We start from the raw sequence: 23889 nt of genomic DNA, 5'->3' as shown, positions 1-23889 counted from the left end.
TCGCAGAAAAAGGGCCCAGCCATGCTGAGGCCCTTTTTTTCATTTGATTTGATGGTTTGACACAACCGATCCATGTTGAAACTCACACATTCCCGCGCGGTGCTCCTCATGGTGGTTGTGACCCTGCTGTGGTCCATCGCCGGCGTGGTGACCCGCCACCTGGAGCAGGCACGCAGCTTTGAGGTGACTTTCTGGCGCAGCCTTTTCACCCTGCTCAGTCTGCTGATCCTGTTGCCCGCTGTGCAGGGGCGAGAGGTGTTTGGGGCGATGCGCAGGGGTGGGGCGGCCCTGTGGCTGTCTGGGCTGTGCTGGGCGGTGATGTTCACCGCCTTCATGGTGGCCATGATGCTGATGCCTGTGGCCAATGTGCTGGTGACCATGGCGGCAGGCCCGCTGCTCACTGCGCTGTTTGCGCGCATGTTCATTCGCCATCGCATTGCGCCACGCACCTGGGCAGCCATTGGCTTGGCCGGGCTGGGCATTGGCTGGATGTATGGCTCGCAGATGGCGGGGTTGCCGCTGTCGGGCACCCTGGTGGCGCTGTGTGTGCCGGTGGCAGCCGCTGCCAACTGGACAGTGGTGCAACACTCCCAACGACACGGTCACGCCGTCGATCTGGTGCCTGCGGTGTTGGTGGGGGCAGTGCTGTCGGTGCTGGTCACTTTGCCGTTAGCTCTGCCATTTCAGGCCACGCCGCATGATTTATTCTTGCTGGCTTTGCTGGGGGTGTTTCAACTGGCCATCCCCTGCGTGTTGGCGGTGCGCTGTGGCCGCGTGCTGAAGGCACCTGAGATGGCTTTGCTTGGCCTGCTGGAGGTAATCTTTGGCATCCTCTTGGCCTGGCTGGGCGCGGGTGAGCGCCCGGCACCCGCCGTGTTGGCTGGTGGCGCCCTGGTGATTGGTGCCTTGGTGTTGAATGAAATGCTGGGTTGGAAGGAACAAAAATGATGGAGACAGTGATGACGGAAGTATCGAAAGACGTGGTGAGTGACGTTGTGAGCGAATTGCGCGGTCAGGTCGGGTTCATTACCTTGAACCGGCCCCGGGCGCTGAATGCGCTGTCGCTGGGCATGGTGCGCGAGCTGATGGGCACGTTGCTGGCCTGGCAGGCAGACCAGCGGGTGCTGGCCGTGGCCATCCGGGGCAGCAACAAGGAAGGCCCCTTTGGCGCCTTCTGTGCGGGTGGCGATATTCGCTTTTTGCACCAGGCAGGCAGCCAGGGCAATCCACAGCTCGAAGATTTTTTCACTGAAGAATACGCGCTCAACCACCTGATCCACAACTACGCCAAGCCCTACATCGCCTTCATGGATGGCATCGTGATGGGTGGCGGCATGGGCATCAGCCAGGGCGCAGCGCTGCGCGTGGTGACCGAACGCACCAAGATGGCCATGCCTGAGACGGCGATTGGCCTGTTCCCCGATGTGGGCGGTGGCTACTTCCTGAGTCGCTGCCCTGGCAGCGTGGGTGAGTGGTTGGCCCTGACGGGCGACACCATTGGCGCGGGCGACGCTATCGAGAACCAGTTGGCCGATGGCTGCCTGCCGTCAGACCAGCAAGCTGCCGTGTGGGAGGCGCTGGGCAGCCAGCCGTTTGCCGACGGGCAGGCGGTCCGGTCGTTTGTTGCTTCAAAATTTTTAGCTGCTAGCGCTTATCACACAAGCGCTAGGGCCCAAATTGATCAGTATTTTTCGCTCTCCACCGTCGGGGCGATTGTCACGGCGCTGGAAGCGGCGGACACCGATTGGGCGCGCACTGCGGCGGCCACGCTGCGCAAGCGCTCGCCGCTCATGCTGCACGTGGTACTGGAGCAGATCCGCCGGGCACGCGGCATGGGCCTGGCCGATGATTTGCGCATGGAGCGCGACATGGTGCGCCACTGCTTCTATCTGCGCCCTGGGCAGAGTGAAACCGTGGAAGGCATCCGCGCCCTGGCGGTAGACAAGGACCACGCCCCGCAGTGGAACCCCGGCCGAATTGAAGATGTGACGCCTGAAATGGTGGCGCCGTTCTTTGCAAGTCCCTGGCCGGCGCATGCGCACCCCCTGGCGGCACTAGCGTAGCGTGATTTGATGGCATCGGCTTGAATCGAGCCGATGCGGTGTTCAGGATGGCTGGATGCTGCCTGGCAGCTCGCACAGTTTTCTACAGCAGGAATCTGCTCAAAGCTCGGAGTATTTGCGATAGTCCCAAGCGGCTTCAGAGTAGTCCATGCTGTTGGCCAGGCTGTAGGGGGCAATGAGGTCCTTTGCCTGCCGTTGCGAGTGCCATTTGAGTTCTCGCAACCAGCAGTCTTTGCATTGATCCCACATGCATGGAGTGCCAAATCCTGCCCGCAATGAATGCATGCGCGGGCCGTTCCAAAGATCCCATAGAGAGTTTTTCTGGGTCAGGTGGCCCACTTGTTCTCCATAGTGCTTCCCACAGGTGATCACCTCCCCATCCGCCATGATGATCGCAGTGCGATGCATCCAGTTGCACTCTGGTTCTCGCAAAGCAATGGAGGTCTCTCTGTCCCATGTATGGGGCGGCATGGCGTGGGCTGAATCGTGTTGAGCAGGGGGCGTAGATGCCTTGATTTGCGCTGAGCCTGCAGGGCTTTCATCCCTATGGGCCGTGGATTCTGCTGCCTTGGATGCTTGCTGTGTCGTTGTGTTTGGCGCCATGCCTTTGGCGTCGCTGGCGGTATGTTTCAGGTCATTCGGTGATACCAGTCGGATGGGGATTACAGCTATTGATTTGGACTCGGATGCCATCATTAGCGGTGGGCTCTCATGCCGTATGCCAAGGCGATCCATTTCCGCATAGGCTTCACTCAGTGCTGCATTGGCTTCTTCTGGGTAGTCCAGCAGGCTTTCGGATCGTTCCTTGTCTTGGAATACCACCAGATGTCTGAGCGAGATGAGGTCGGGTTCGAATTCGGCAATTCGTCTGACGAAATCAGGCACTTCTGCCACATTGTTGCGTTTGAGTGTCCAGGAGATGGTGAGTTGTGGGCGCCGTGACAAAGGGGCCGTGTTCCTCAACTCATGGTAGTAACGCAGATTGTCCAGCACGGTCTCAAACTTGGCTCCAGCGCGGTTCGTTTCAAACGTTGCAGCAGTGTTGCCGTCGAATGAAAAAATCAACTCGTGTACCCATGGCATCAAGCCCGCGTTAAAACGTTGCCGCACGCGCGTACCGTTGGTCACGCAACTCATGCGCACGTCGTGTTCACGTAGTTGTTGAGTGACAGCATTCCATAGTTCATCGCTTGCCAGGGTGGGCTCGCCTCGGCCCACCAAGCTGACCACCGAAACGTGTGGAAAAGTCTCCTGGGCCAGTTGCATGAAGTTCTCAACGGGCATTTCTGGGCTGCAGTTGTGGTGTTTGTGCAGATGTGGCATCCCATGAGAGCTGCAGTGTGGGCAGCGCAGATTGCACACAGGCGTCAACTCGATGGAGACTGACTCTGGGTAGTGCGGCAAATCGACCCGGCGGCTCGACTCGCTGACCCTGACTTGTTCGCGCACCCATTGCCGGTGGGCTACGCGCTTGGCATGTTGAGTGAGCGTGGTGTTATGTGCTTCACTGACTAGGGCGTGTTGAGAATCAACGGGAGTTAATAACCCCAGCTGCGAGATAGATCATCGCTGCGAAGCTGCTATCCGTCTTGTCGCTGCGCATTGCGATACGGTTGAACTCCTTGAGCTTGCAAAAGAAGTTCTCGATCAAGTGACGCCATTTGTAGACCTCCCGGTCAATCTCCAGTGGCGCTCTCCTTCGCGGCATCTGTGAGATCACCACCTGCGCCCCGCGCTTGTCCAACTCCTGGATCAGCCAGTTCACATCGAAGGCCTTGTCGGCGAGCAAGGCTTCAAAGCGCACATCAGCGATCAGCTCTTTGACTCCTTTGGTGTCATGGCGCTGCCCTGGCATCAAGACGAAATTCACCAGATTGCCCAACGCATCCGTCAGCGCCAGTATCTTCGTGCTCATGCCACCCCTCGAGTGGCCTATGGCCTGGCCCGAAGTCCCCCTTTTGCCCCCTGGCCGTGCCGATGCACTTTCACAATCGTGGCATCCACCATCGCGTATTCCATGTCCGGCTGCTCGCTCACTGCATCGAACAGGCGTTGGAACACATCGGCCTTAACCCAGTCTCTAAAGCGTTTGAACACCGTGTTCCACTTGCCGAACTCTGACGGCAGGTCTCGCCAGGGGCTACCTGTGCGGGCAATCCACAGCACTGCCTCAACGAAGCGGCGGTTGTCTGTGCCGCTGCGTCCAGGATCACTTGGCTTGCCAAGGCATTGATGCTCCATTTTGGCCCATTGCTCGTCTGTCAGTACCCATCGAATGCTCATGCGCCTATTGCATCACAGCCCTCCGAGCCGTTGTGCTTGATTCTCAACAGCCCCTAGCCGCATTTCAATCAATTGCCATGTGCCTTGCGAATAGGGCAGTCCATCAATTCGGACCCGCAGGCAGCCACTGGCTCTCGCTGCCCGTAGGGCCGCATCGGGCAACGCGATTTGCAAACGCTGCGGACTGAATCGTTCGCGCACCTCGAAACACACAACCGCATCTTCACTGAATTGCGCCTGTGGGTGGGTGGTGTAGTAAAGCTTGCTATACAAGTAACGCCCAAACTCGGCACGTGTCCCGTCCAGCTGCAACGTGACTTCCAGCAAAGCATCGTCAGCACCCACGGACATCTTCGGGAGAATCAGACTTTCTCCACCCCTCGCTTGGGCAGGCAAGCTCTTCACCCCCATCAGCTCATAGGAGGTCGCAGTGATAAATTTTGCGAGATCGGGCGCGAAAGTCTTTACCGAACGAGCTGCCGAATGGGGAATGGACTTGAGTCGCTGCGCCAAGAGTTTTGGCATGGGGGTCATTGCCTTTATGGGTTGGTGCTTCAGTCTGAACTGGCTTGATTTCATCTGTATCGAGCCATCTGAATGCGTGAGTCATTGCAAGCGGATTTAGAGTGGCTAACGCGACTCGCTTCTGACGGCCTGCGGAGCAGTTATGCTCTGCGCCCCCATGGCCCGACGTCCCGTTAGCAAAGAACTGTGGCAGCAGCTACAGCCCCTGATCCCCGCCTTTGTTCCATCCAACAAGGGAGGCCCGCGCAAGCGCACTGTCAGCTATGAGGCTGCTCTCAATGGAATTCTGTTTGTGCTTCAAACAGGTATCCCCTGGGAAGACTTGCCCCAATCCATGGGCTTAGGCAGTGGCATGACGTGTTGGCGTCGACTGCGCGATTGGCAAGCCGCTGGGGTGTGGGAGCAATTGCACCATGCGATGCTGATTCGCCTTCGTCAGCATGACCAAATCGATTGGGAACGAGCCAGCATTGACGGCTCGACAGTTCCAAGCCCCCGGGGGGGGCGCAAACCGGCCCCAACCCAACCGACAGGGGCAAACTAGGCTCCAAGAGGCACATCGTCGTAGATGCAAGAGGCATCCCTTTGGCAGTATTGGTCAGTGGCGCCAACCGGCATGACTCCATGCTTTTCGAGCAGTGCATTGACGCCATTCCAGCGCTGAGAGGTTTGGCGGGCCGACCTCGCCAACGCCCCAGGAAATTACATGCAGACAAGGGTTACGACTACCGCCGTTGCCGGGCCTATTTGAGGGCCAAAGGCATCTTGAGCAGGATTGCAAGACGAGGCGTTGAAAGCAGTCAACGGCTGGGCAAACACCGTTGGGTTGTAGAGCGCACGCACGCGTGGTTTGCTGGGTTTGGAAAACTGCGGATCCGATTCGAGAGGCGACTCGACATTCATCAAGCCTTGCTTACGCTGGCCGCAGCCATCATCTGTTCTCGGTTCGTGGACCGGTCGTGTTAGCCACTCTTAAGTGCTTTATACAATGTGTTTGCAATCTTGATTCAGGTGTCTTGCTGAAGCGCTTTGTGCTGCTGCAGGTTCAGCGCATGGCATTGTGTTTGGCGCAATGTCGGATCCAACAACGGGACGTAAGTGATTGAAAACGCAAACGCCCGATGGGTTGCATCGGGCGTTTGCGTTTTGCGCTAGCTGATTCACAGAGCCAGTCCAGTGGTTCAACCCAGAGGCTGCAATGAGGCTGAGGTTATCTTTCTCGTTTCCCCGATGGCATCCCTGTAGTCCCAGTCTCGACTGTTCGTGCTGTGCAGAGTAGTGGCTGCGTTCGTCTCAGCGGTTGCGGCTTTTCATGGCCCGCTCCACCTCTCGTTTGCCCTCGCGGTCCTTGATGGTGTCGCGCTTGTCATGTTCGGCCTTGCCCTTGGCCAAGGCAATTTCGCATTTCACAAACCCGTTCTTCCAGTGCAGGTTCAGGGGGACGAGGGTGTAGCCCTTTTGCTCGACCTTGCTGATCAAGCGTTTGATATCGTCTTTTTTGAGCAGCAGCTTTTTGGTGCGTGCCGACTCTGGGTTCACATGGGTGGAGGCCGTCTTCAGCGCCTGGATCAGGCAGCCCAGCAGGTACAGCTCGCCTTCGCGGATGAGCACGTAGCCATCGGTCAGTTGCACTTTGCCCTCGCGCAGCGCCTTGACCTCCCAGCCGTGCAGCACCATGCCTGCCTCGTGGCGTTCTTCAAAGAAGTAGTTGAAAGCCGCTTTCTTGTTGTCAGCGATGCGGGACGATGGATCGGGTTTTTTGGCCATGAGGAATTAGATAAGACGCAAACCGGAAGATAAAAGGCCTCCCTACAATTGTCGCTGTCTCGCAGCTGCGATTCTAATTTCCTCTGACCCCTTGCACCCGCCAGCCATCATGCTGTGTGTAGCGGTCCTGTTTGCATGAAAACCGTTCAAAAGTCTGTCCTCATCTGGTATTCCCCCGAAGAAATGTTTGCCTTGGTCACTGGCGTGGAGCAGTACCCAGAATTTCTCCCTTGGTGCGACCGGGCCCGGGTGCTGGAGCATGTGGAGGGCGGAATGACAGCCGAAGTGGGCATCGCCCTGGGCGGGATTCGCCAGACCTTTGTGACCCGCAATACCCATGTCCCTGGCCAGAGGGTACAGATGCATTTGGTGAAAGGCCCGTTCTCGCAATTGGAGGGAGACTGGCGCTTTTTGCCCGTGGGCGATGGCAGCCAGCGGGCGTGCAAAGTGGAGTTGCAATTGAACTATGGCTTTAGCAGCATGGCACTGGCCGCGCTGGTGGGCCCGGTGTTTGACCGCATTGCCGCCACCATGGTGGATGCCTTCGTCAAGCGTGCGGAGCAGGTGTATGGGTGAGCCGCCCACCAAGAGTGGCGGCGCAATGCAGCCGCTGAGGGTTGTGCTGGTGGCGTGCACGGCACCCCGTCAGACGCAGCAATGGCAATTGAGTTTGCCCCAGGGGGCTACCGTGGCCGATGCCCTCAAGGCCTGCGGACAGGGTGCTGCACTGTCCGCACTGTCTATAGGATGCGAAGAGGGCAGGGGGCTGATCGGTGTATGGGGGCGGTCTGCGGCCCCAGAGACGGTGCTGCAAGACCTGGACCGGGTGGAGTTGTACCGCCCCCTGAAAGTGGACCCCAAGGTCGCCAGGCGCGAGCGTTTTGCCAAACAGGGTGCCCGCAGCACCGGGCTCTTTGCCAGCAAACGCCCAGGTGCCAAGGCAGGGTATTGAACAGAGCCGCAGCCTTGTCTGGCTGCGCGGCGCTGGATCAGCAGCGAATCAGCGTGCGCAATCCGTTGCCATAATCTCGCTGGCACGCTTGATTTCAGCGTTGCGACTGGCTTCATCCATAAAAACGCGCTCGCCTTGGGCGTTGACCTGCATGGTGGGGCGGCCCATCTCCAAGTCGGCCTTGGCGCGGCGGGCGCGTGCGCAGTTTTCTGCCTTGGCGCGTGCCAGCTTCTCTTCCTCGGCCTTTTTCTTGGCGGCTTCTGCGGCCTCTGCCTGGGCTTTTCTCTCTTCCAGCTCTTTGTCCTTGCCTGCACTGGCGGGTTTGGTGGGTGCTTTGGCTGCCGTGGCCGGTGCGGCATCGTCGGCACCGGACGCTGCGGCGCCAGCATCTGGCGCAATGCGCACTGCAGCGGACCCACCGGGCTGCTTCAGGATGCTCTTGGCGGGGATGTCGGACGGAGGTGGACGGTCGCTGAACACCTTGCGGCCGTCCTTGTCGATCCACTGCCACTGAGCGGCGGCGCCCAGTGCCCAAGTGCAGGCCACGGCCAGCAGGAGAAGCTTGTGCATTTTCATGGCGATGAGTTTAGCCGTGCACGCTGTTTGTTGTCACAGCAATAGCACATGGTTACAGATGGACGGACTCCTTGATGCAACGGATGGTAGGGCTCTGGCCAGCGTGTCACGAAGCAGTGCGGGTACAATCCGTCTTTTGGAGCCTTCTCATGCGCCTACTTGGAAAAGCGCTCACCTTCGACGATGTGTTGCTGGTGCCAGCGTACTCCCAGGTCCTGCCCAAGGACACGTCCCTCGCGACGAAACTCTCCCGCAATATCCAGCTGAATCTGCCGCTCGTGTCCGCCGCAATGGACACCGTGACCGAAGCGCGCTTGGCCATTGCCATCGCCCAAGAGGGCGGTATCGGTATCGTTCACAAAAACCTCACCCCGCAAGAGCAGGCAGCGCATGTTGCCAAGGTCAAGCGCTATGAGTCCGGCGTGCTGCGTGACCCTGTGGTCATCACCCCCGAGCACACGGTGCTGCAAGTGCTGCAGTTGTCAGAGCAACTGGGTATTTCTGGCTTCCCGGTGTGCGATGGTGGCAAGGTGGTCGGCATCGTCACGGGCCGCGATCTGCGCTTTGAAACCCGATACGACGTCAAGGTCCACCAGATCATGACGCCGCGCGAGAAGCTCATCACCGTCAATGAAAAAGACGGCACGACGCCCGAGCAAGCCAAGGCGTTGCTGAACAAGCACAAGCTCGAACGGATCCTGGTGATCAACGATGCCTTCGAACTCAAGGGTCTGATCACGGTGAAGGACATCACCAAGCAAACCAGCTTCCCCAATGCAGCGCGCGACCCCTCGGGCCGCCTGCGCGTGGGCGCGGCGGTAGGCGTGGGCGAGGGCACTGAAGAGCGCGTTGAAGCGCTGGTGCGCGCCGGTGTCGATGCCATCGTGGTGGACACCGCCCACGGCCACAGCAAGGGCGTGATCGACCGTGTGCGCTGGGTCAAGCAAAACTACCCGCAGGTGGATGTGATTGGCGGCAATATCGCCACGGGCGCTGCAGCGCTGGCGCTGGTCGAAGCCGGTGCCGATGCGGTCAAGGTCGGTATTGGCCCTGGCTCCATCTGCACCACCCGCATCGTGGCTGGCGTGGGTGTGCCCCAGATCATGGCCATCGACAACGTGGCCACGGCACTCAAGGGCACCGGGGTGCCACTGATCGCCGACGGCGGCATTCGCTACAGCGGTGACATCGCCAAGGCTTTGGCCGCTGGTGCCAGCACCATCATGATGGGCGGCATGTTTGCGGGCACCGAAGAAGCGCCTGGCGAAGTGATTCTGTTCCAGGGTCGCAGCTACAAGAGCTACCGTGGCATGGGCTCCATCGGCGCCATGCAGCAGGGCAGCGCCGACCGCTACTTCCAGGAATCGACCACCGGCAATCCCAATGCCGACAAGCTGGTGCCTGAGGGCATTGAAGGCCGCGTGCCCTACAAGGGATCGATGGTCTCCATCGTGTTCCAGATGGCTGGCGGCGTGCGCGCCTCCATGGGCTACTGCGGTTGCGCCACTATTGAAGACATGAACAACAAGGCAGAGTTCGTCGAGATCACCACCGCTGGTATCCGCGAAAGCCATGTGCACGATGTGCAGATCACCAAGGAAGCCCCCAACTACCGGGCGGATTGATCTTTGGTGCTTCTAATCTGGCTAGATTGAAAAAATCTAGTCAGACTGATATAGTCTGGTCTGAATTAACCATTCAGGCCAGACTTTTTTACTTATGCAGTCCGTCGGCATCTACGAAGCAAAAACCCGGTTCTCTGCCTTGATCGAGTTGGTCGAGCAGGGCGAGGAGGTGCGCATCACCCGCCACGGCAAAGAGGTGGTGCGCATGCTGCCCGTGCGCCGCCGTCCCGTCATCTCGGACGAGCAGATTGCCCGCGAGTTGGGCCAGATGGACGCACTGCATGCCAGCATCCAGCCTGCCGAGCCGTCGATGGTGGAGGCTCTGCGCCACACAGGGCGGAGCGCTGCATGACCGCTTTCGTGCTCGATGCATCTGTCACCGCCGCCTGGCTGCTGCCCGATGCCGCCAGCGACCACACGCGCCGCCTCTACACCCTGATCCGCCGCGATGAGGTCGAGCCCCAGGCGCCCAACCTCTGGCACTGGGAGTGCCACAACATCCTCGCCAGCGGTGTGAACAGTGGGCGCATCCCCGCCGCATCGGTTGAAGGCCTGTGGAGCGTGCTCGAAGCCATCCGCCACCGGGTGGAGTTGCACGAGCTGGCCCCCGCGCAGCACAAGGCCGTGCTGGATGTGGCGCTGGAGACCAGCCTGCCCACTTTCGATGCGGCATACCTGTGGCTGGCCCGCTCGTTGCGCCTGCCCTTGGCCACTTTCGATCCCCAACAGATCGCTGCCGCTCAGCGCAGCGGTGTCCCCCTTCTTGACCTCTCCCGCCTCTGACGGAACCCCACCATGCAACACCAGAAAATCCTCATCCTCGATTTCGGCTCGCAAGTCACCCAGCTCATTGCCCGCCGCGTGCGCGAAGCCAATGTCTACTGCGAAGTGCACCCCTGCGATGTGACGGACGAATGGGTGCGCGACTACGCCAAGGATGGCTCGCTCAAGGGCGTGATCCTGTCGGGCAGCCACGCCAGCGTGTACGAGGTGGATGACAAGGCGCCAGATGCGGTGTTTGAACTCGGCATCCCCGTGCTGGGCATCTGCTACGGCATGCAGACCATGGCCCAGCAGTTGGGCGGCAAGGTCGAGGGTTCCAACACCCGCGAATTTGGCTACGCCGAAGTGCGCGCCCATGGCCACACCGAACTGCTCAAGGGCATCGAAGACTTCGCCACGCCCGAAGGCCACGGCATGCTCAAGGTGTGGATGAGCCACGGCGACAAGGTCACAGCCTTGCCCCCGGGCTTCAAGGTGATGTGCTCCACACCTTCGTGCCCCATCGCTGGCATGGCCGACGAAAGCCGCCGCTACTACGCCGTGCAGTTCCACCCCGAAGTCACGCACACCGTGCAGGGCAAGGCGCTGCTGGAGCGCTTTGTGCTGGGCATCTGCGGCACGCGTGCTGACTGGATCATGGGCGACTACATCGAAGAAGCCGTCCAGAAAATCCGCGAGCAGGTCGGTGACGAAGAAGTGATCCTGGGCCTGTCGGGCGGTGTGGATTCGTCCGTGGCTGCCGCGCTCATCCACCGCGCTATTGGCGACCAGCTCACCTGCGTGTTTGTGGACCACGGCCTGCTGCGCCTGAACGAAGGCGACATGGTCATGGACATGTTCGAGGGCAAGCTGCACGCCAAGGTCATCCGCGTGGACGCCAGTGACCTGTTCCTGGGCAAGCTGGCCGGGGTGAGCGAGCCCGAGCAAAAACGCAAGATCATCGGCGGCCTGTTTGTGGACGTGTTCAAGGCCGAGGCTGCCAAGCTCAAGGCGGGCACGGGCGGCCACAAGGGCGAGGATGTTGGTCGCACCGTCAAAGGCGCGACGTTCCTGGCTCAGGGCACCATCTACCCCGACGTGATCGAATCCGGCGGCGCCAAGAGCAAGAAGGCCGTCACCATCAAGAGCCATCACAACGTGGGCGGGCTGCCCGAACAGCTGGGTCTGAAGCTGCTGGAGCCTCTGCGCGATTTGTTCAAGGACGAAGTGCGCGAACTGGGCGTGGCCCTGGGCCTGCCGCCCGAGATGGTCTACCGCCACCCCTTCCCCGGCCCCGGCCTGGGCGTGCGCATCCTGGGCGAGGTGAAGAAGGAATACGCCGACCTGCTGCGCCGTGCCGATGCGATCTTCATCGAAGAGCTGCGCAACTTCAAGGACGACGCCACCGGCAAGAGCTGGTACGACCTCACCAGCCAGGCCTTCACCGTGTTCCTGCCCGTCAAGAGCGTGGGCGTGATGGGCGACGGCCGCACGTATGACTACGTGGTGGCCCTGCGCGCCGTGCAGACCAGCGACTTCATGACCGCCGACTGGGCTGAACTGCCTTATGCGTTGCTCAAGAAGGTGTCGGGCCGCATCATCAACGAAGTGCGCGGCATCAACCGTGTGACGTACGACGTGAGCAGCAAGCCGCCAGCGACGATCGAGTGGGAGTGATCGGCACACGGCTCAGGTCTATCGACTGAGCTTCGATGCACGAACGAAAAAGGCCTTGAAGTCATTCAAGGCCTTTTTTGTTTCGGAGGATTCAGTGGACTACTGTGGGCTATTGCCCACCAAACAACCCCCCTTCGTCCAGCAGTTCGTAGCTGATCTCTGGCCGCTGTTCCAGGCTTTGCTTGATGGCGGCGGGAATGGCTTGGCGGGTTTTGCGGCACAGGCCGGGTTGTTCGTGGACCAGAATGGTGATGCCGCGCAGGGTGCGCACTTCGTTGGGGCTGGGGGTGATGGTGATGCGGATGCCCAGTTGTTGCTCCATACGCGCTTGCATGCGCCGCAGGTCGGCCAGGCTGGTCAGTTGCTCCAGTCGCTGCAGCAGGCGTTTTTCTTCCTCGCGGGTTAGCAGCAGCACGCGCGTGTCGCCTTGCGGGTTTTGCAGCAAGGCATCGCGGTCGCACACACAGGCGCCGGGCGGGCATTCAGTGCGGATGGGGAACGTGGTGGGCAGCGCGTTCATCGTGCCCATTGTGCCGTCGGCTCTGCAAAAACGCAGGCCCGTGTGGGAAAGCTCGGGAAAGCACGGAGAGGCCGGTGTAGCCTTGGGTGTTTTGATTTTCAGGAACCGCCGCCGTGACGCCACCCCTCCATGACTTTTGGCCCCGCAGTGGGTACGCCCACCTGCAGCAGAATGCGCGCGGCTGGTTGGTGCCCACGCAGGCCTATGTGCGCACGTTTCTCGCGCGGCCTGAGCTGGCGTTGGTGCCCGAGTCTTGCGCCGCAGAAGTGGCCCTGCACGAGGGCTTGCAGGCTGCACCGCTCAAGCCCGTGGCGGCGGCCGAGCTGGCCGCCGTGCAGGACGACGACGCCCGCGAGAACTACGCCGTGTTCCTGCGGTTTCGCGATGGCTTGCTGGCAGCGGGCACGCTGCAGGCGTATTACCTGCAACTGATGCGCAGCGGGGTGGTGGATGTGCCTGTGGTGTTCATTGACGCGGTGGTGCAGGCGCTGCTGCGCCACCTGCTGGCCGACTGCAACGACGCCCTGGAGGCCCGCGCCGCAGAGATGCTGTTCCGCCCCCAGCGCATCACGCAGTACGAAGGCCAGATGCTGGCAGGCGACCGCGCCACGCTCGACATGCTGAACGAGACGGCCGGCTTGGGCGAGGTGGGGCGTCTGCTGCGGCAAAGCGGGGCCTTGCAGCCCACAGCGCAGGTGCAGGTGTTGACCGCGGACAATGCCGTGGATTACTGGCAGGCGAGCGAGCGCCACCACTTCCTGCTCGACCTGACCCACGAGCTGACACAGGACCTGAGCCATGGCCTGACGTTCAAGATGACCCGCGCCCGGTCAGGCTTGAAGGCCTTGGCCCGCGTGCTGGAGCACTGGGTCGCCCACCTGCTGGGTGTGCAGGTGTTGATCGAGCCTGTGCACGAGGTCACCGACAGCGCCTGGCGCTGGCATGTGGGGCTGGATGTGGAGTCCACCGCCATCCTCAACGACCTGTATCAGGACCGGCCCGTGGAGTCTGAGCGCATGGCGCGGCTGGTGAGCTTGTTCACGCTGACCTTTGCCAACCCGGCCGAGATGCGCGCCGATGTGGCGGGCAAGCCGGTGTATCTGGGTTTGGCGACCAACGCCGAGGGTGTGGTGCGCATCAAACCGCAGAACCTGTTGCTCAATCTGCCGTTGGCATCCGCATCTTGAATGCTATTGAATTAATAGCTTCTAGCGCTTTATCTGCAAGCGCTAGCGGCTGATTTGATTCAAATTTTTAGTTGCAGGGCGGTGGCCCTGTGCAGAACCCTCAGCCGATCGTCATCAGGCTTGCATTGCCCCCGGCGGCGGCCGTGTTCACGCTCAGGGCCCGTTCGATGAGCAGGCGTTCCAGCGGAATGTCTGCCGTGCCGGGTTGCAGTGCTGTAACGCCCACGATGGGGCCGGGGCGCTGTGCAAGGGCGGTGCACACGGCCTGCAAGGCCGAGGCTTCGCCGTGGTGCAGCACGGCGTCCAGCGCTACGGCGGCGCTGCTGAGCGCATTGTCTTGCAGCATGACCTGGGCCTGCACCTGCGTGGGGAGTTTGGCATGCAGGCTGGCCTGCGCGTTGGGCCACAGGGCGGTGCCGCCGCTGGCGAGCACGGCGGCCGTCTGTACCAGCAGGTCGTCCGTGCTTTGCGCCAGACACAGCACGCGGGCACGGGGCGCCAGGGTGTAGACATTGCGCTCGCCGGTGGGTCCGGGCAGGGTGCGGGCGGTGCCGCTTTGGGTCTCTTGCGCAAAACGCTGGCAGTGGCCCGCCAGGGCCAGGTTGCCCTGGTTGTGCGCCCATTGCTGCAAGGCGGCCAGGGGCGCCAGTTGGCGCTCGCGCCGCTCTGTGTCGGGGGGGCTGGTGCGGTCGGCTTCGGCAAAGGTGCGGGCCAGTGCATCCGCCGGGCGCTGCGACAGCAGGCGCAGCAGATACAGCGGCCCGCCTGCCTTGGGGCCCGTGCCCGACAGGCCTTCGCCGCCAAAGGGCTGCACGCCCACCACGGCGCCCACCATGTTGCGGTTGACGTACACGTTGCCTGCATGGGCCCGGTTCACCACGCGGGCAATGGTTTCGTCGATGCGGGTATGCACGCCCTGGGTCAGGCCGTAGCCGGTGGCGTTGATCTGGTCGAGCAGGCGATCCAGGTCGTTGCGCGCGTAGCGCACCAGGTGCAGCACGGGGCCGAAGACTTCGCGTTGCAGCTCGCCGATGTGGTTCAGTTCGATGAGTGTTGGGGGCACGAAGGTGCCTGGTGCGCTGGTCGCCACCAGATGGCTGGTGTGCTGGAACACCCGATGGCCTTGGGCCTTGAATTTTTCGATGTGCTGGGCGATGCCTGCCTGCGCTTCGGCATCGATCACCGGGCCCACATCCACGCGCAGCGCGCCGGGGTTGCCCACGCGCAGCTCGCCCATGGCGCCTTGCAGCATCTCGACCACGCGGTCGGCAGCTTCGTCTTGCACGCACAGCACGCGCAGGGCGGAGCAGCGCTGGCCTGCGCTGTCAAAGGCGGAAGACACGGCGTCGCCCACCACCTGCTCCACCAGCGCGGACGAGTCCACGATCATCGCGTTCTGCCCCCCGGTTTCGGCAATCAGCGGGATGGGGCGGCCTGCGGCGTCCAGGCGACCTGCCACGGTGCGTTGCAGGATGCGCGCCACCTCGGTGGAGCCGGTGAACATCACGCCCATCACGCGGGCATCGCCAATCAAACGCGCGCCCACGGTCTCGCCCTGGCCCGGCAGCAGTTGCACGGCGGCGCGCGGCACACCGGCCTGCCACAGCAGGCGCACGGCCTCGGCGGCGATCAGTGGAGTTTGCTCGGCGGGCTTGGCCAGCACCGGGTTGCCTGCGGCCAATGCGGCGGCAACTTGCCCCATGAAGATGGCGAGCGGGAAGTTCCAGGGGCTGATACAGGCCACCGGGCCGAGCGGGAGGTGGGTGGCGTTGTCGAAGGTGCTTTGCACCTGGGCGGCGTAGTAGCGCAGGAAGTCCACGGCCTCGCGCACCTCGGCGATGGCGTTGCTGGCGCTCTTGCCCGCTTCGCGCATCAGCAGGCCCAGCAGGGGCAACATGCGGGCCTCCAGCAGGTCGGCGGTACGCAGCAGGGCCGCTGCGCGCTCGGCGGGCAGGGTGGCGGCCCAAGGGGCTGCTGCGGCCTGGGCGTGGGCCAGGGCCTGGTCTACGTCGGCGGTGGTGGCCTCTTGCACCTGGCCCACCACGTCGCGGTGGTCAGCAGGATTGCGCACGGGCTGGGTGGTACCTGCGGGCAAGTCAGTAGCCAGCAGGGGCGCTGCCGTGCAGGCGTGGCTTGCCGTGGCTTGCAGGGCGGCGGCCAGTTCGGTCAGCGTGTTTTCGTTGGACAGGTCCAGCCCGCGCGAGTTGGTGCGGTGCGCGCCATACAGGCCCTGGGGCGTGGCAATGCGGGGGTGGGGCAGGCCAGCGGCGCCTTCCACGGCAGCTTGCTGGTCCATCACTTCCACGGGGCTCTTCACCAGCTCGTCCAGTGCAATGGTTTCGTCGGCAATGCGGTTCACAAACGAGGTGTTGGCGCCGTTCTCCAATAGGCGGCGCACCAGGTAGGCCAGCAGCGTTTCGTGCGTGCCCACGGGGGCGTAGATGCGGCAGGGGCGGCCGAGCTTGCCCGCAGTGATGGCACCCACCACCTGCTCATACAGCGGCTCGCCCATGCCGTGTAGGCACTGAAATTCGTATTGCCCTGCGTAGTAGTTGCTGCCTGCCAGTTGGTAGATGGTGGCCACCGTCTCGGCGTTGTGCGTGGCGAACTGGGGGTACACGGCTTCGGGCGCGGCCAGCAGCTTCTTGGCGCAGGCGATGTACGAAATGTCGGTGTGCACCTTGCGGGTGTAGACGGGGTAGTCCGTGAGGCCATCGACCTGGGCGCGCTTGATTTCGCTGTCCCAGTACGCGCCCTTGACCAGGCGCACCATCAGCCGGCGCTGGGTGCTGCGGGCGAGTTGAACCACGTAGTCGATGACGAACGGGCAGCGCTTTTGATAGGCCTGGATGACAAAGCCAATGCCGTTCCAGCCCGCCAGGGTGGGCTCGTGGCACAGGCGCTCCAGCAGGTCCAGCGACAGCTCCAGGCGGTCGGTTTCTTCGGCGTCGATGTTCAGGCCAATGTCGTACTGCTTGGCCAGGGCCGTGAGGCGCAACACCAGCGGGTACAGCTCGTCCATCACACGGCCAAACTGTGCGCGGCTGTAGCGCGGGTGCAGGGCCGAGAGCTTGATGGAGATGCCCGGGCCTTCGTAGATGCCGCGCCCGGCAGAGGCCTTGCCAATCGCGTGGATTGCCTGCTCGTAAGAGGCGTAGTAGTGCTTGGCGTCTTCGCTGGTCAGCGCGGCCTCGCCCAGCATGTCGTACGAATAGCGAAAGCCCTCGGCTTCCATCGTGCGGGCGTTGCGCAGCGCTTCGTCAATGGTCTCGCCGGTCACAAACTGCTCGCCCATCATGCGCATCGCCATGTCCACGCCCTTGCGGATCAGGGGCTCGCCGCCCTTGCCGATCAGGCGGCTGAGCGAGTTGCCCAGGCTGCCTTCGCTGTGCGTGGCCACCAGCTTGCCGGTGATGAGCAGGCCCCAGGTGGCGGCGTTGACGAACAGCGACGGGCTCTTGCCCAGGTGGGCATCCCACTGGCCGTGGCTGATCTTGTCGCGGATCAGCGCATCGCGTGTGGCCTTGTCGGGGATGCGCAGCAGGGCCTCGGCCAGGCACATCAGCGCTACGCCTTCTTGCGACGACAGCGAAAACTCCTGCAGCAGCCCCTGCACGATGCCCGCGCGCCCGGCGCTGGCCTTGCGTTCGCGCAGCGCCTTGGCAATGCGCAGCGCCAATTGCTCGGCGGACGCCGCTTGATCGGCAGGCAGGCGGGCCTGGGCCAGCAGCGGGGCCAGGGCCTCGGGCTCGGAGCGGCGGGTGGCAGCGGTGATGGCGGCGCGCAGCGGGTTGTTCAGCGGCGCGCGGGGCGCGAAGTCTGCAAACGGGGCGGAGGGCTGCGTCATGGCGGTGTCTTTCAGGGATTTGGCGGGGCCCAACACGGTGGGAAGTGTTGGTTGGGCGCGTTATTGGCGATGATCCTTGGGTTGGCGATGAATAAATGGTCGAAAATTGGCGCTGAAGCCGAATAAAACTCTAATCGACATGCAAACAGAACCCGATCTCGACCGGATTGACCGCAAGATACTGTCAATCCTGCAGGAAGACGGCCGCATTGCTAACCTCAAGCTGGCCGAGGCGGTGGCCCTGTCGCCCACGGCGGTGCTGGCGCGCGTGCAGCGCCTCACGCGCGATGGCTTCATCCTGGGCTACGAGGCGCGCCTGAACCCCCTGAAGCTGGGCGCGGGCATGCTGGTGTTTGTGGAGGTGCTGCTGGACCGCACCACGCCCAATGTGTTCGACCAGTTCAAGGCTGCCGTGCAGGTGCACCCCGAGATCATGGAATGCCACATGGTGGCGGGCGGGTTTGACTACCTGCTCAAGACGCGATCTGCTGACATGAACGCCTACCGTGTGTTCGCGGGCAATGTGCTGTGGCAACTGCCCGGCGTGCGCGAGACGCGGACCTATGCGGTGATGGAGGAAGTCAAGCACACCAACCATTTGCACCTGCACATTTGACGGCGGGTGACGGCCTGGGGTGTGCCAAGCAGCTGTATCCAACTGTTTCGAGCGGCTGGCAGTGGCTGCGGATGCAACGCTTGCGCTTGGGCTGCGAGGGGGTGGCGCCGCATAATGCAACCAATTTCAGTCTATACCGAGGAGAAGAAGATGCCCGCATTGCCTTACGCAGCCGCTGCCGCAGCATTGGCCGCCACGTTGTTCAGCCCCGCTGCATCGGCCGCCTGCTATTACATCTATGCCGCAGATTCCGAGCTGATCTACCGCTCGTACGAAGCCCCGGTGGACCTGTCCTTCCCGCTGCACCAAACCTTGTCTTCGGTGGCGCCGGGCGGCAAGATGGTGTTCACCTTGGACACACAAGGTTGCGAAGTCGTCATCAACAAGCTGCCCAGCCGCACCAAGCCTTCGGCAGCCAGCGCAGCCCCCCGCGCACGGCGCGCTGACCGGGGCTAAACCCCATCAGGCCAGCCCTCAAACACCGGCTGGCCACCCATCGGGCGGCCCAGGGGTCCCGAGCCTGAGACAATCGGGGGATGAGCGAACAGACAGAACCACTCTCCCCACAAGAAATTCAAGACACCGCAAACCTGCCAGACCTTCCGGATCTTCCCGAGGGCTGGCTTGCGGTGCAGTCCATGGACCTGGACGCCCAGGGTGTTGCCCGCAAGCCCGATGGCAAGGTTGTCTTCATTGATGGCGCCCTGCCGTTCGAGTGGGTCAGCGCCAACACCCATCGCAAAAAGAACAACTGGGAACAGGCCAGCCTGACGGACATCCACCGCGAGTCCTCGCAGCGCGTGCGCCCAGGCTGCCCGCATTTTGGTCTGCACGGCGGCTCCTGCGGCGGCTGCAAGATGCAGCACCTGGACACGCGCGCCCAGGTGGCCGTCAAGCAGCGGGCGCTGGAGGACAACCTCTGGCACCTGGGCAAGGTGAAGGCCGAAACCATCCTGCGCCCCATCGAGGGCCCGGCCTGGGGCTACCGCTACCGCGCTCGCCTGGCCGTGCGCCATGTCATCAAAAAGGGCACGGTGCTGGTGGGCTTTCATGAGCGCAAGAGCCGCTACGTGGCCGACATGGAGGTCTGCCCCGTGCTACCGCCCCATGTCAGCGCCATGCTGATGCCCCTGCGCGGCCTGATTGCCGACATGGACGCGCGGGACACCTGCCCGCAGATTGAGCTGGCCTGCGGTGACCATGTCACGGCCCTGGTGCTGCGCCACCTGGAGCCTTTGTCTGCCGACGACATCGCCCGCCTGCGCGCCTTTGCCGCCCAGCACCAGGTGCAGTGGTGGCTGCAAGCCAAGGGGCCTGACACCGTCAAGCTGCTGGACGAGGACAGTGAGCCGCTGTCGTACGCGCTGCCCGACTTCGGCATCACCATGCCGTTCAAGCCCACCGACTTCACGCAGGTGAATCCGCACATCAACCGCGTGCTGGTGTCGCGTGCCCTGCGGCTGCTGAATGTGCAAAAGCACGAGCGGGTGATTGACTGGTTCTGTGGTCTGGGCAACTTCACGCTGCCGCTGGCCACCCAAGGGCGTGAGGTGCTGGGCATTGAAGGCAGTGAGGCGCTGGTGGCCCGTTCGCGCGAGAATTACCAGTCAAATCAGGCTCTAAGGCAAGAGAATCAAGCGCTAGCAGCTACTGATTTCGTAGCGCGTAACCTGTTTGAAATGACGCCCGCCATGCTGATCGCCGATGGAGTGGCCGACAAGTGGCTGGTGGACCCCCCACGCGAAGGCGCCTTTGCGCTGGCCAAGGCCCTGGCAGACATCGAGCAGGCCCGCCAAGGTGCTGAAGATGCGCCGCCCTTGCCCGAGGGCGCGGAGCACTGGAGCCCGCCCAAACGCATCGTGTACGTGAGCTGCAACCCCGCCACCCTGGCGCGTGATGCCGGTTTGCTGGTGCACCTGGCAGGCTACCGCTGCGTGGCTGCGGGCATGGTCAACATGTTCCCGCACACCGCGCACGTCGAGAGCATGGCGGTGTTTGAGCGCGCCTGATGCAGCGAGCTTGAGGGGGCAGGGCCAGTGCTTTCGACGCCCTGGTCCTGCTGTCAACCACCCAGCCACATGCCCAACTGCTGGGTTGGGGGTATCTCTTAAAGGCTGTATCGATTTGGGGCTTTAAATGCGGGGGCTTGTCCGCACCGGCCGAGCCCTCAGTGCTTTGCGCTGGCGCTTTTGCTGTCGGCAGATGCAGACACAGACGCGGAAGCCGCAGCCTTCTTCTCCGGTTTATCGGTCTTTTCGATGACCGACGGACTGCCTTCGAGCTTGTTCTCGCGCATGTAGGCATCCATCTCCTTCCAACCTGCAAACACCGACGCCTTGGACGCCTTGGGGTTCAGGGTGTAGCAGTCTTCCAGTCCGCGCAGGGCATGGCGGCAGGCGCCGCCGATGGCTTTGGATTCTTCCTCGCGCTGGGCAATGCGCGGGTCGGGCCAGATGCCTGGAATCTCGCAGCCAGCCAGCAGCAGCACCGCAGAAACGGCAAACGCTTTGAGCAGGGCAGGGTGGGGGTGTCTGGATCGCATGTACCACCATTATCGGCATCGGCACGCGCTTATTGAGAACCTGTTTGCGATCTTTTCGGGTGAGCGATGTCAACTAAAGCGAGGCAAAGCCATGGCGCACCAGGGGCTCAAGCTGCTGGCCTTCAGCCCGGCGTGCGGCGGGCCGCTATGCTTGGCGTGCTTTTTGCCTGCGTGGCGGGCTTGCCCTGCCATTCAATGGCCTTATTCATCCAAACCGGTACATACCTTTATGAAGACCAAACACGAACTCGAACTGGCAGACATCAAGCGCGTTGCCGCCGCCGCTGAAGCCGAAGCGCTGAAGCACCAATGGGCAGTCACCATCGCCATCGTGGACGACGGCGGCCACCTGCTGTGGCTGCAGCGCCTGGACGGTGCTGCCGCTGTGTCCTCGCACATTGCCCCCGCCAAGGCCCGTACGGCCGCACTGGGCCGTCGCGAAAGCAAGGGCTATGAGGACGTCATCAACGGTGGCCGCACCTCGTTCCTGAGCGTCCCCACGCTGGAAGGCATGCTCGAAGGCGGCGTGCCGATCATGAAAGACGGCCAATGCCTGGGCGCCGTGGGCGTGAGCGGTGTGAAGTCGACGGAAGACGCGCAGATTGCCCGCGCTGGGATTGCCGCCCTGGGCTTGTGATGGCCTAGGGATGACCTTCATCACTCCCTGCGGTCGGTGATAGCGCGGCCTCGGGCAGTCCGCTGCGTTGCTTTTCTTGCCAATAGCCGGGCTATTGGCTGCTAAAAGACGCCTTGCGGCCTCTCCCGATCCGCACTACCACCGACTCGCGAGGGTGATGCAGGACATCCCTAGCACCCCGCTGGGGTGCACCGCCCGCCAACCAGGCGGGCACAAAAAAACCGGTCAGCGACCGGTTTTTTGATGGGGGAAACCATACCGTGGAGAAAAAAAGCCTGGCTACGCGGGATAAACCGTTGGCTGGCAAAAACGACCCTTGCGGACTGCTGTTGAGCCCGGGAGTCGCCCCACGATGAAACTCATTTGGTCAGGATTAGCTTGCCCAGTTTGGTGGCTTGCAGGCGGTACAACGAGCCGTTGTGGCTGATGGCCACGGCCTTTTGACCCTGCAGCAAGGTGCTGCTGTCCACGGCCAGCACCGGGCCTTCCGAGGCGGCCGATGGCACGGCAGCGGCGTTGGCCGAGGCCATGGAAGAACGCAAGAACGAGGCGGTGGTCAATGTGGCTTGCATGTCTGTGTTCCTGAAGCGGTGTGATGCTGATCGATGTGCTAATGATAACGATTCGCAATTACTTGGCAAGCGATTTCTGAAAATATTTCGGAGATTTGTGTGCCCAGATGTGTTCGCAGGTTTGACGGCGCCTTTGCAGGGCGGCGCGCATGACCGTGCAGGTGCTGCGCCACGAAGGGCGTTCTCGATCCGTGGGGCTGAGCGCCCATCACCTTTCGGTATCGTTCCCCTGCTTGCCAGTGACGGCGGAGACAAAAATCTCGACCGCTAAAAACACCACGTACAGAACGCCTGCCAGCCTGCCTTGCCCGGCGAGCAGCAGGCCCAGGCAGATGGCAGCGCAGACCATGTGGATGGCGGGGTGGAGTTTCATCAGCGTCTCCTGAAGGTTGGTGCCTGGCCCGCCCATGGTGGCAAGGCTGCGACATCGGGTGTGTGCGTATTCTGGCGGCGGGGGATGCCGTGCCCTTGTCCAAGGCCGCACCTGCGGCCATAGGCCTCCCAACGCAAAAAGCCCCGTGCACAGGGCCCGGGGCTTTGAGAGGGGCTCCTTGCGGAGCCTGGGGGTGTGTGGAGCGGTCCACAGCGCCTGCTGGGTTACTGCTGCGGGTCCGTCACAAACCCGATCTTGCGCACACCCGCACGTTGGGCGGCCGCCATGGCGGTGGCTACCTTTTCGTAGCGCACGGCCTTGTCACCACGGATGTGCAGGTCGGGCTGGGGCTCTTTGGCGGCTTCGGCCTGCAGGCGGGGGAAGAGTTCTTCCTCCGTCACTTCCGACTCGTTCCAGTAGTACTTGCCTTCGGACGACACGCTCAGGCGCACGGTCTCGGGCTTGACGTCCTCGGGCTGGTTGGTGGCCCGTGGCAGGTCGACATTGACCGAGTGCTTCATCACCGGCACGGTGATGATGAAGATGATGAGCAGCACCAACATCACGTCCACCAGGGGCGTCATGTTGATCTCGTTCATCACCTCATCGGAGCTGTCCTGGGTTCCAAACGACATGGCTTAGCCGCCTTTCTTCATGGGCAGCACCTTGCCTTGTTCGCCACCGGCGTTCACGCGGGCACCGGTCACGAAGTAGGCGTGCAGGTCATGGGCAAAGCTGTTGAGGCCGCCCAGGATGGACTTGTTGCCGCGCACCAGGGCGTTGTAGCCCAGCACCGCAGGGATGGCCACGGCCAGGCCCAGGGCGGTCATGATCAGCGCTTCGCCGATGGGGCCAGCCACCTTGTCGATGGTGGATTGGCCCGAGGTGCCGATGGCCAGCAGGGCGTGGTAGATGCCCCACACCGTGCCGAACAGGCCGATGAACGGAGCCGTGGAGCCCACCGAGGCCAGGATGGCCAGGCCCGATTGCAGGCGGGCGGTGAATTCGTCAATGGTGTTGCGCAGGCAGCGCGTCACCCAGTCGCTCACGTCCAGCGCATCGTGCAGGTGCGCCTTGGTGTTGCGGTGGTGGGCGGTGGCTTCGCGGCCTTCCAGTGCCAGGTGGCGGAAGGGGTTGGTGGGGTCGGCGCCCAGCTTGCTCATGCCGGCGGCAAAGTCTTCGCTGTGCCAGAAATCTTGCGCAGCGCGGGCGTGCTTCTTGAACTTGATGATGTCGATGGCCTTGATCAGGATGACGATCCACGAGGCCAGGGACATGCCCAGCAGCAGAATGGCCACGGCACGGGTAACAAAGTCGCCTTGAATCCAGACATTGGCGATACCGAATTGCGATTCCATGAAAACT

The 23889-nt window shown here is 62.4% G+C and carries 25 protein-coding genes and 1 pseudogene; 14 read left to right on the top strand and 12 right to left on the bottom strand.

Annotated features, from left to right (window positions below; all coding sequences use genetic code 11):
- The first annotated feature begins 72 nt into the window (after positions 1–72).
- The gene (locus CLU86_RS10605) at positions 73–948 is read left to right on the top strand and encodes a DMT family transporter (RefSeq protein ID WP_099741573.1); all 876 of its coding nucleotides are present in this window, start codon (positions 73–75) and stop codon (positions 946–948) included.
- Between the two features lie 11 nt (positions 949–959).
- The gene (locus tag CLU86_RS10600) at positions 960–2063 is read left to right on the top strand and encodes an enoyl-CoA hydratase/isomerase family protein (RefSeq protein ID WP_099743507.1); all 1104 of its coding nucleotides are present in this window, start codon (positions 960–962) and stop codon (positions 2061–2063) included.
- Between the two features lie 99 nt (positions 2064–2162).
- On the opposite strand, the gene CLU86_RS10595 is transcribed toward CLU86_RS10600, so the two are convergent.
- The 3 genes and pseudogenes from CLU86_RS10595 to CLU86_RS10585 form a co-directional block, all read right to left on the bottom strand.
- The gene (locus CLU86_RS10595) at positions 2163–3512 is read right to left on the bottom strand and encodes a radical SAM protein (protein ID WP_099741572.1); all 1350 of its coding nucleotides are present in this window, start codon (positions 3510–3512) and stop codon (positions 2163–2165) included.
- A gap of 79 nt (positions 3513–3591) precedes the next feature.
- A pseudogene (locus CLU86_RS10590) lies at positions 3592–4304 on the bottom strand (IS5 family transposase).
- 54 nt (positions 4305–4358) lie between these two features.
- Positions 4359–4871 carry a hypothetical protein gene (locus CLU86_RS10585; RefSeq protein ID WP_143226695.1) on the bottom strand — a complete coding sequence of 171 codons (513 nt, stop codon included), beginning with the start codon at positions 4869–4871 and terminating at the stop codon, positions 4359–4361.
- Positions 4872–5028: 157 nt separating this feature from the next.
- Here CLU86_RS10585 and CLU86_RS10580 point away from each other — a divergent pair.
- A protein-coding gene (locus CLU86_RS10580; protein ID WP_099743506.1) for an IS5 family transposase occupies positions 5029–5837 on the top strand; the annotation gives its coding sequence in 2 pieces (ribosomal slippage) (positions 5029–5359 and positions 5359–5837; 810 coding nt in all).
- 327 nt (positions 5838–6164) lie between these two features.
- On the opposite strand, the gene smpB is transcribed toward CLU86_RS10580, so the two are convergent.
- Complete coding sequence (smpB, locus tag CLU86_RS10575; RefSeq protein ID WP_099656005.1) at positions 6165–6638, bottom strand: SsrA-binding protein SmpB; 474 nt, start codon at positions 6636–6638, stop codon at positions 6165–6167.
- A 135-nt stretch (positions 6639–6773) separates the two neighbouring features.
- Between smpB and CLU86_RS10570 the strand changes: the two genes are divergently transcribed.
- Positions 6774–7214, top strand: a complete 441-nt coding sequence (locus CLU86_RS10570; protein WP_099656004.1) for a type II toxin-antitoxin system RatA family toxin — start codon at positions 6774–6776, stop codon at positions 7212–7214.
- Positions 7207–7590 (top strand): RnfH family protein, encoded by a 384-nt coding sequence (locus tag CLU86_RS10565; RefSeq protein ID WP_099741570.1) that lies wholly within the window; start codon positions 7207–7209, stop codon positions 7588–7590. The genes CLU86_RS10570 and CLU86_RS10565 overlap by 8 nt, the downstream gene beginning before the upstream one ends.
- 48 nt (positions 7591–7638) lie before the next feature.
- On the opposite strand, the gene CLU86_RS10560 is transcribed toward CLU86_RS10565, so the two are convergent.
- A complete protein-coding gene (locus tag CLU86_RS10560) occupies positions 7639–8166 on the bottom strand; it encodes a DUF4124 domain-containing protein (protein ID WP_099741569.1) in 528 nt (175 codons plus the stop codon).
- A 149-nt stretch (positions 8167–8315) separates the two neighbouring features.
- Here CLU86_RS10560 and guaB point away from each other — a divergent pair, with 149 nt between their 5' ends.
- From guaB to guaA, 4 genes are all read left to right on the top strand, one after another.
- Positions 8316–9791 (top strand): IMP dehydrogenase, encoded by a 1476-nt coding sequence (gene guaB / locus CLU86_RS10555; RefSeq protein WP_099656002.1) that lies wholly within the window; start codon positions 8316–8318, stop codon positions 9789–9791.
- Between the two features lie 94 nt (positions 9792–9885).
- Complete coding sequence (locus tag CLU86_RS10550) at positions 9886–10143, top strand: type II toxin-antitoxin system Phd/YefM family antitoxin (RefSeq protein ID WP_099741568.1); 258 nt, start codon at positions 9886–9888, stop codon at positions 10141–10143.
- A complete protein-coding gene (locus CLU86_RS10545; protein ID WP_099741567.1) occupies positions 10140–10574 on the top strand; it encodes a type II toxin-antitoxin system VapC family toxin in 435 nt (144 codons plus the stop codon). Before CLU86_RS10550 ends, CLU86_RS10545 begins: the two co-directional genes overlap by 4 nt.
- A 12-nt stretch (positions 10575–10586) precedes the next feature.
- Positions 10587–12230, top strand: coding sequence for a glutamine-hydrolyzing GMP synthase (gene guaA / locus CLU86_RS10540; RefSeq protein WP_099741566.1), 1644 nt, complete (start codon positions 10587–10589; stop codon positions 12228–12230).
- Between the two features lie 109 nt (positions 12231–12339).
- Here guaA and CLU86_RS10535 read toward each other — a convergent pair whose 3' ends face one another.
- Positions 12340–12750, bottom strand: coding sequence for a hypothetical protein (locus tag CLU86_RS10535; RefSeq protein WP_099743505.1), 411 nt, complete (start codon positions 12748–12750; stop codon positions 12340–12342).
- 113 nt (positions 12751–12863) lie between these two features.
- On the opposite strand from CLU86_RS10535, the gene CLU86_RS10530 reads away from it, so the two are divergent.
- Positions 12864–13937 carry a DUF6352 family protein gene (locus CLU86_RS10530; RefSeq protein WP_199175113.1) on the top strand — a complete coding sequence of 358 codons (1074 nt, stop codon included), beginning with the start codon at positions 12864–12866 and terminating at the stop codon, positions 13935–13937.
- Between the two features lie 100 nt (positions 13938–14037).
- On the opposite strand, the gene putA is transcribed toward CLU86_RS10530, so the two are convergent.
- Positions 14038–17784 carry a trifunctional transcriptional regulator/proline dehydrogenase/L-glutamate gamma-semialdehyde dehydrogenase gene (gene putA / locus CLU86_RS10525; protein ID WP_099743503.1) on the bottom strand — a complete coding sequence of 1249 codons (3747 nt, stop codon included), beginning with the start codon at positions 17782–17784 and terminating at the stop codon, positions 14038–14040.
- A gap of 139 nt (positions 17785–17923) precedes the next feature.
- On the opposite strand from putA, the gene CLU86_RS10520 reads away from it, so the two are divergent.
- The 3 genes from CLU86_RS10520 (at position 17924) to rlmD (ending at position 20409) form a co-directional block, all read left to right on the top strand.
- On the top strand, positions 17924–18400 hold the full coding sequence (locus CLU86_RS10520; RefSeq protein WP_099655997.1) for an Lrp/AsnC ligand binding domain-containing protein: 477 nt from the start codon (positions 17924–17926) through the stop codon (positions 18398–18400).
- Between the two features lie 150 nt (positions 18401–18550).
- On the top strand, positions 18551–18856 hold the full coding sequence (locus tag CLU86_RS10515; RefSeq protein WP_099655996.1) for a hypothetical protein: 306 nt from the start codon (positions 18551–18553) through the stop codon (positions 18854–18856).
- 80 nt (positions 18857–18936) lie between these two features.
- Positions 18937–20409 (top strand): 23S rRNA (uracil(1939)-C(5))-methyltransferase RlmD, encoded by a 1473-nt coding sequence (rlmD, locus tag CLU86_RS10510; protein ID WP_099741565.1) that lies wholly within the window; start codon positions 18937–18939, stop codon positions 20407–20409.
- A 158-nt stretch (positions 20410–20567) separates the two neighbouring features.
- Here rlmD and CLU86_RS10505 read toward each other — a convergent pair whose 3' ends face one another.
- Positions 20568–20942, bottom strand: coding sequence for a hypothetical protein (locus tag CLU86_RS10505; protein WP_099741564.1), 375 nt, complete (start codon positions 20940–20942; stop codon positions 20568–20570).
- Between the two features lie 229 nt (positions 20943–21171).
- Here CLU86_RS10505 and CLU86_RS10500 point away from each other — a divergent pair, with 229 nt between their 5' ends.
- The gene (locus tag CLU86_RS10500) at positions 21172–21579 is read left to right on the top strand and encodes a heme-binding protein (RefSeq protein ID WP_099741563.1); all 408 of its coding nucleotides are present in this window, start codon (positions 21172–21174) and stop codon (positions 21577–21579) included.
- 359 nt (positions 21580–21938) lie between these two features.
- Here the strand turns inward: CLU86_RS10500 and hemP are convergent, their stop codons facing one another.
- The 4 genes from hemP to CLU86_RS10480 form a co-directional block, all read right to left on the bottom strand.
- Positions 21939–22151, bottom strand: a complete 213-nt coding sequence (gene hemP, locus CLU86_RS10495; protein ID WP_099655992.1) for a hemin uptake protein HemP — start codon at positions 22149–22151, stop codon at positions 21939–21941.
- A 208-nt stretch (positions 22152–22359) separates the two neighbouring features.
- Complete coding sequence (locus CLU86_RS22815) at positions 22360–22524, bottom strand: hypothetical protein (protein WP_158236323.1); 165 nt, start codon at positions 22522–22524, stop codon at positions 22360–22362.
- 224 nt (positions 22525–22748) lie between these two features.
- Positions 22749–23159: a biopolymer transporter ExbD gene (locus CLU86_RS10485; protein ID WP_099741561.1), complete on the bottom strand. Its 411-nt coding sequence runs from the start codon at positions 23157–23159 to the stop codon at positions 22749–22751.
- A gap of 3 nt (positions 23160–23162) precedes the next feature.
- Complete coding sequence (locus CLU86_RS10480; protein WP_099741560.1) at positions 23163–23882, bottom strand: MotA/TolQ/ExbB proton channel family protein; 720 nt, start codon at positions 23880–23882, stop codon at positions 23163–23165.
- Positions 23883–23889: the final 7 nt, after the last annotated feature.

It is taken from the genome of Acidovorax sp. 62, from assembly GCF_002754495.1.
Taxonomy (GTDB): Bacteria; Pseudomonadota; Gammaproteobacteria; order Burkholderiales; family Burkholderiaceae_C; genus Acidovorax.
Note: the sequence above shows the minus strand (reverse complement) of the source record. Positions and strands in the feature narration are given on the sequence as shown.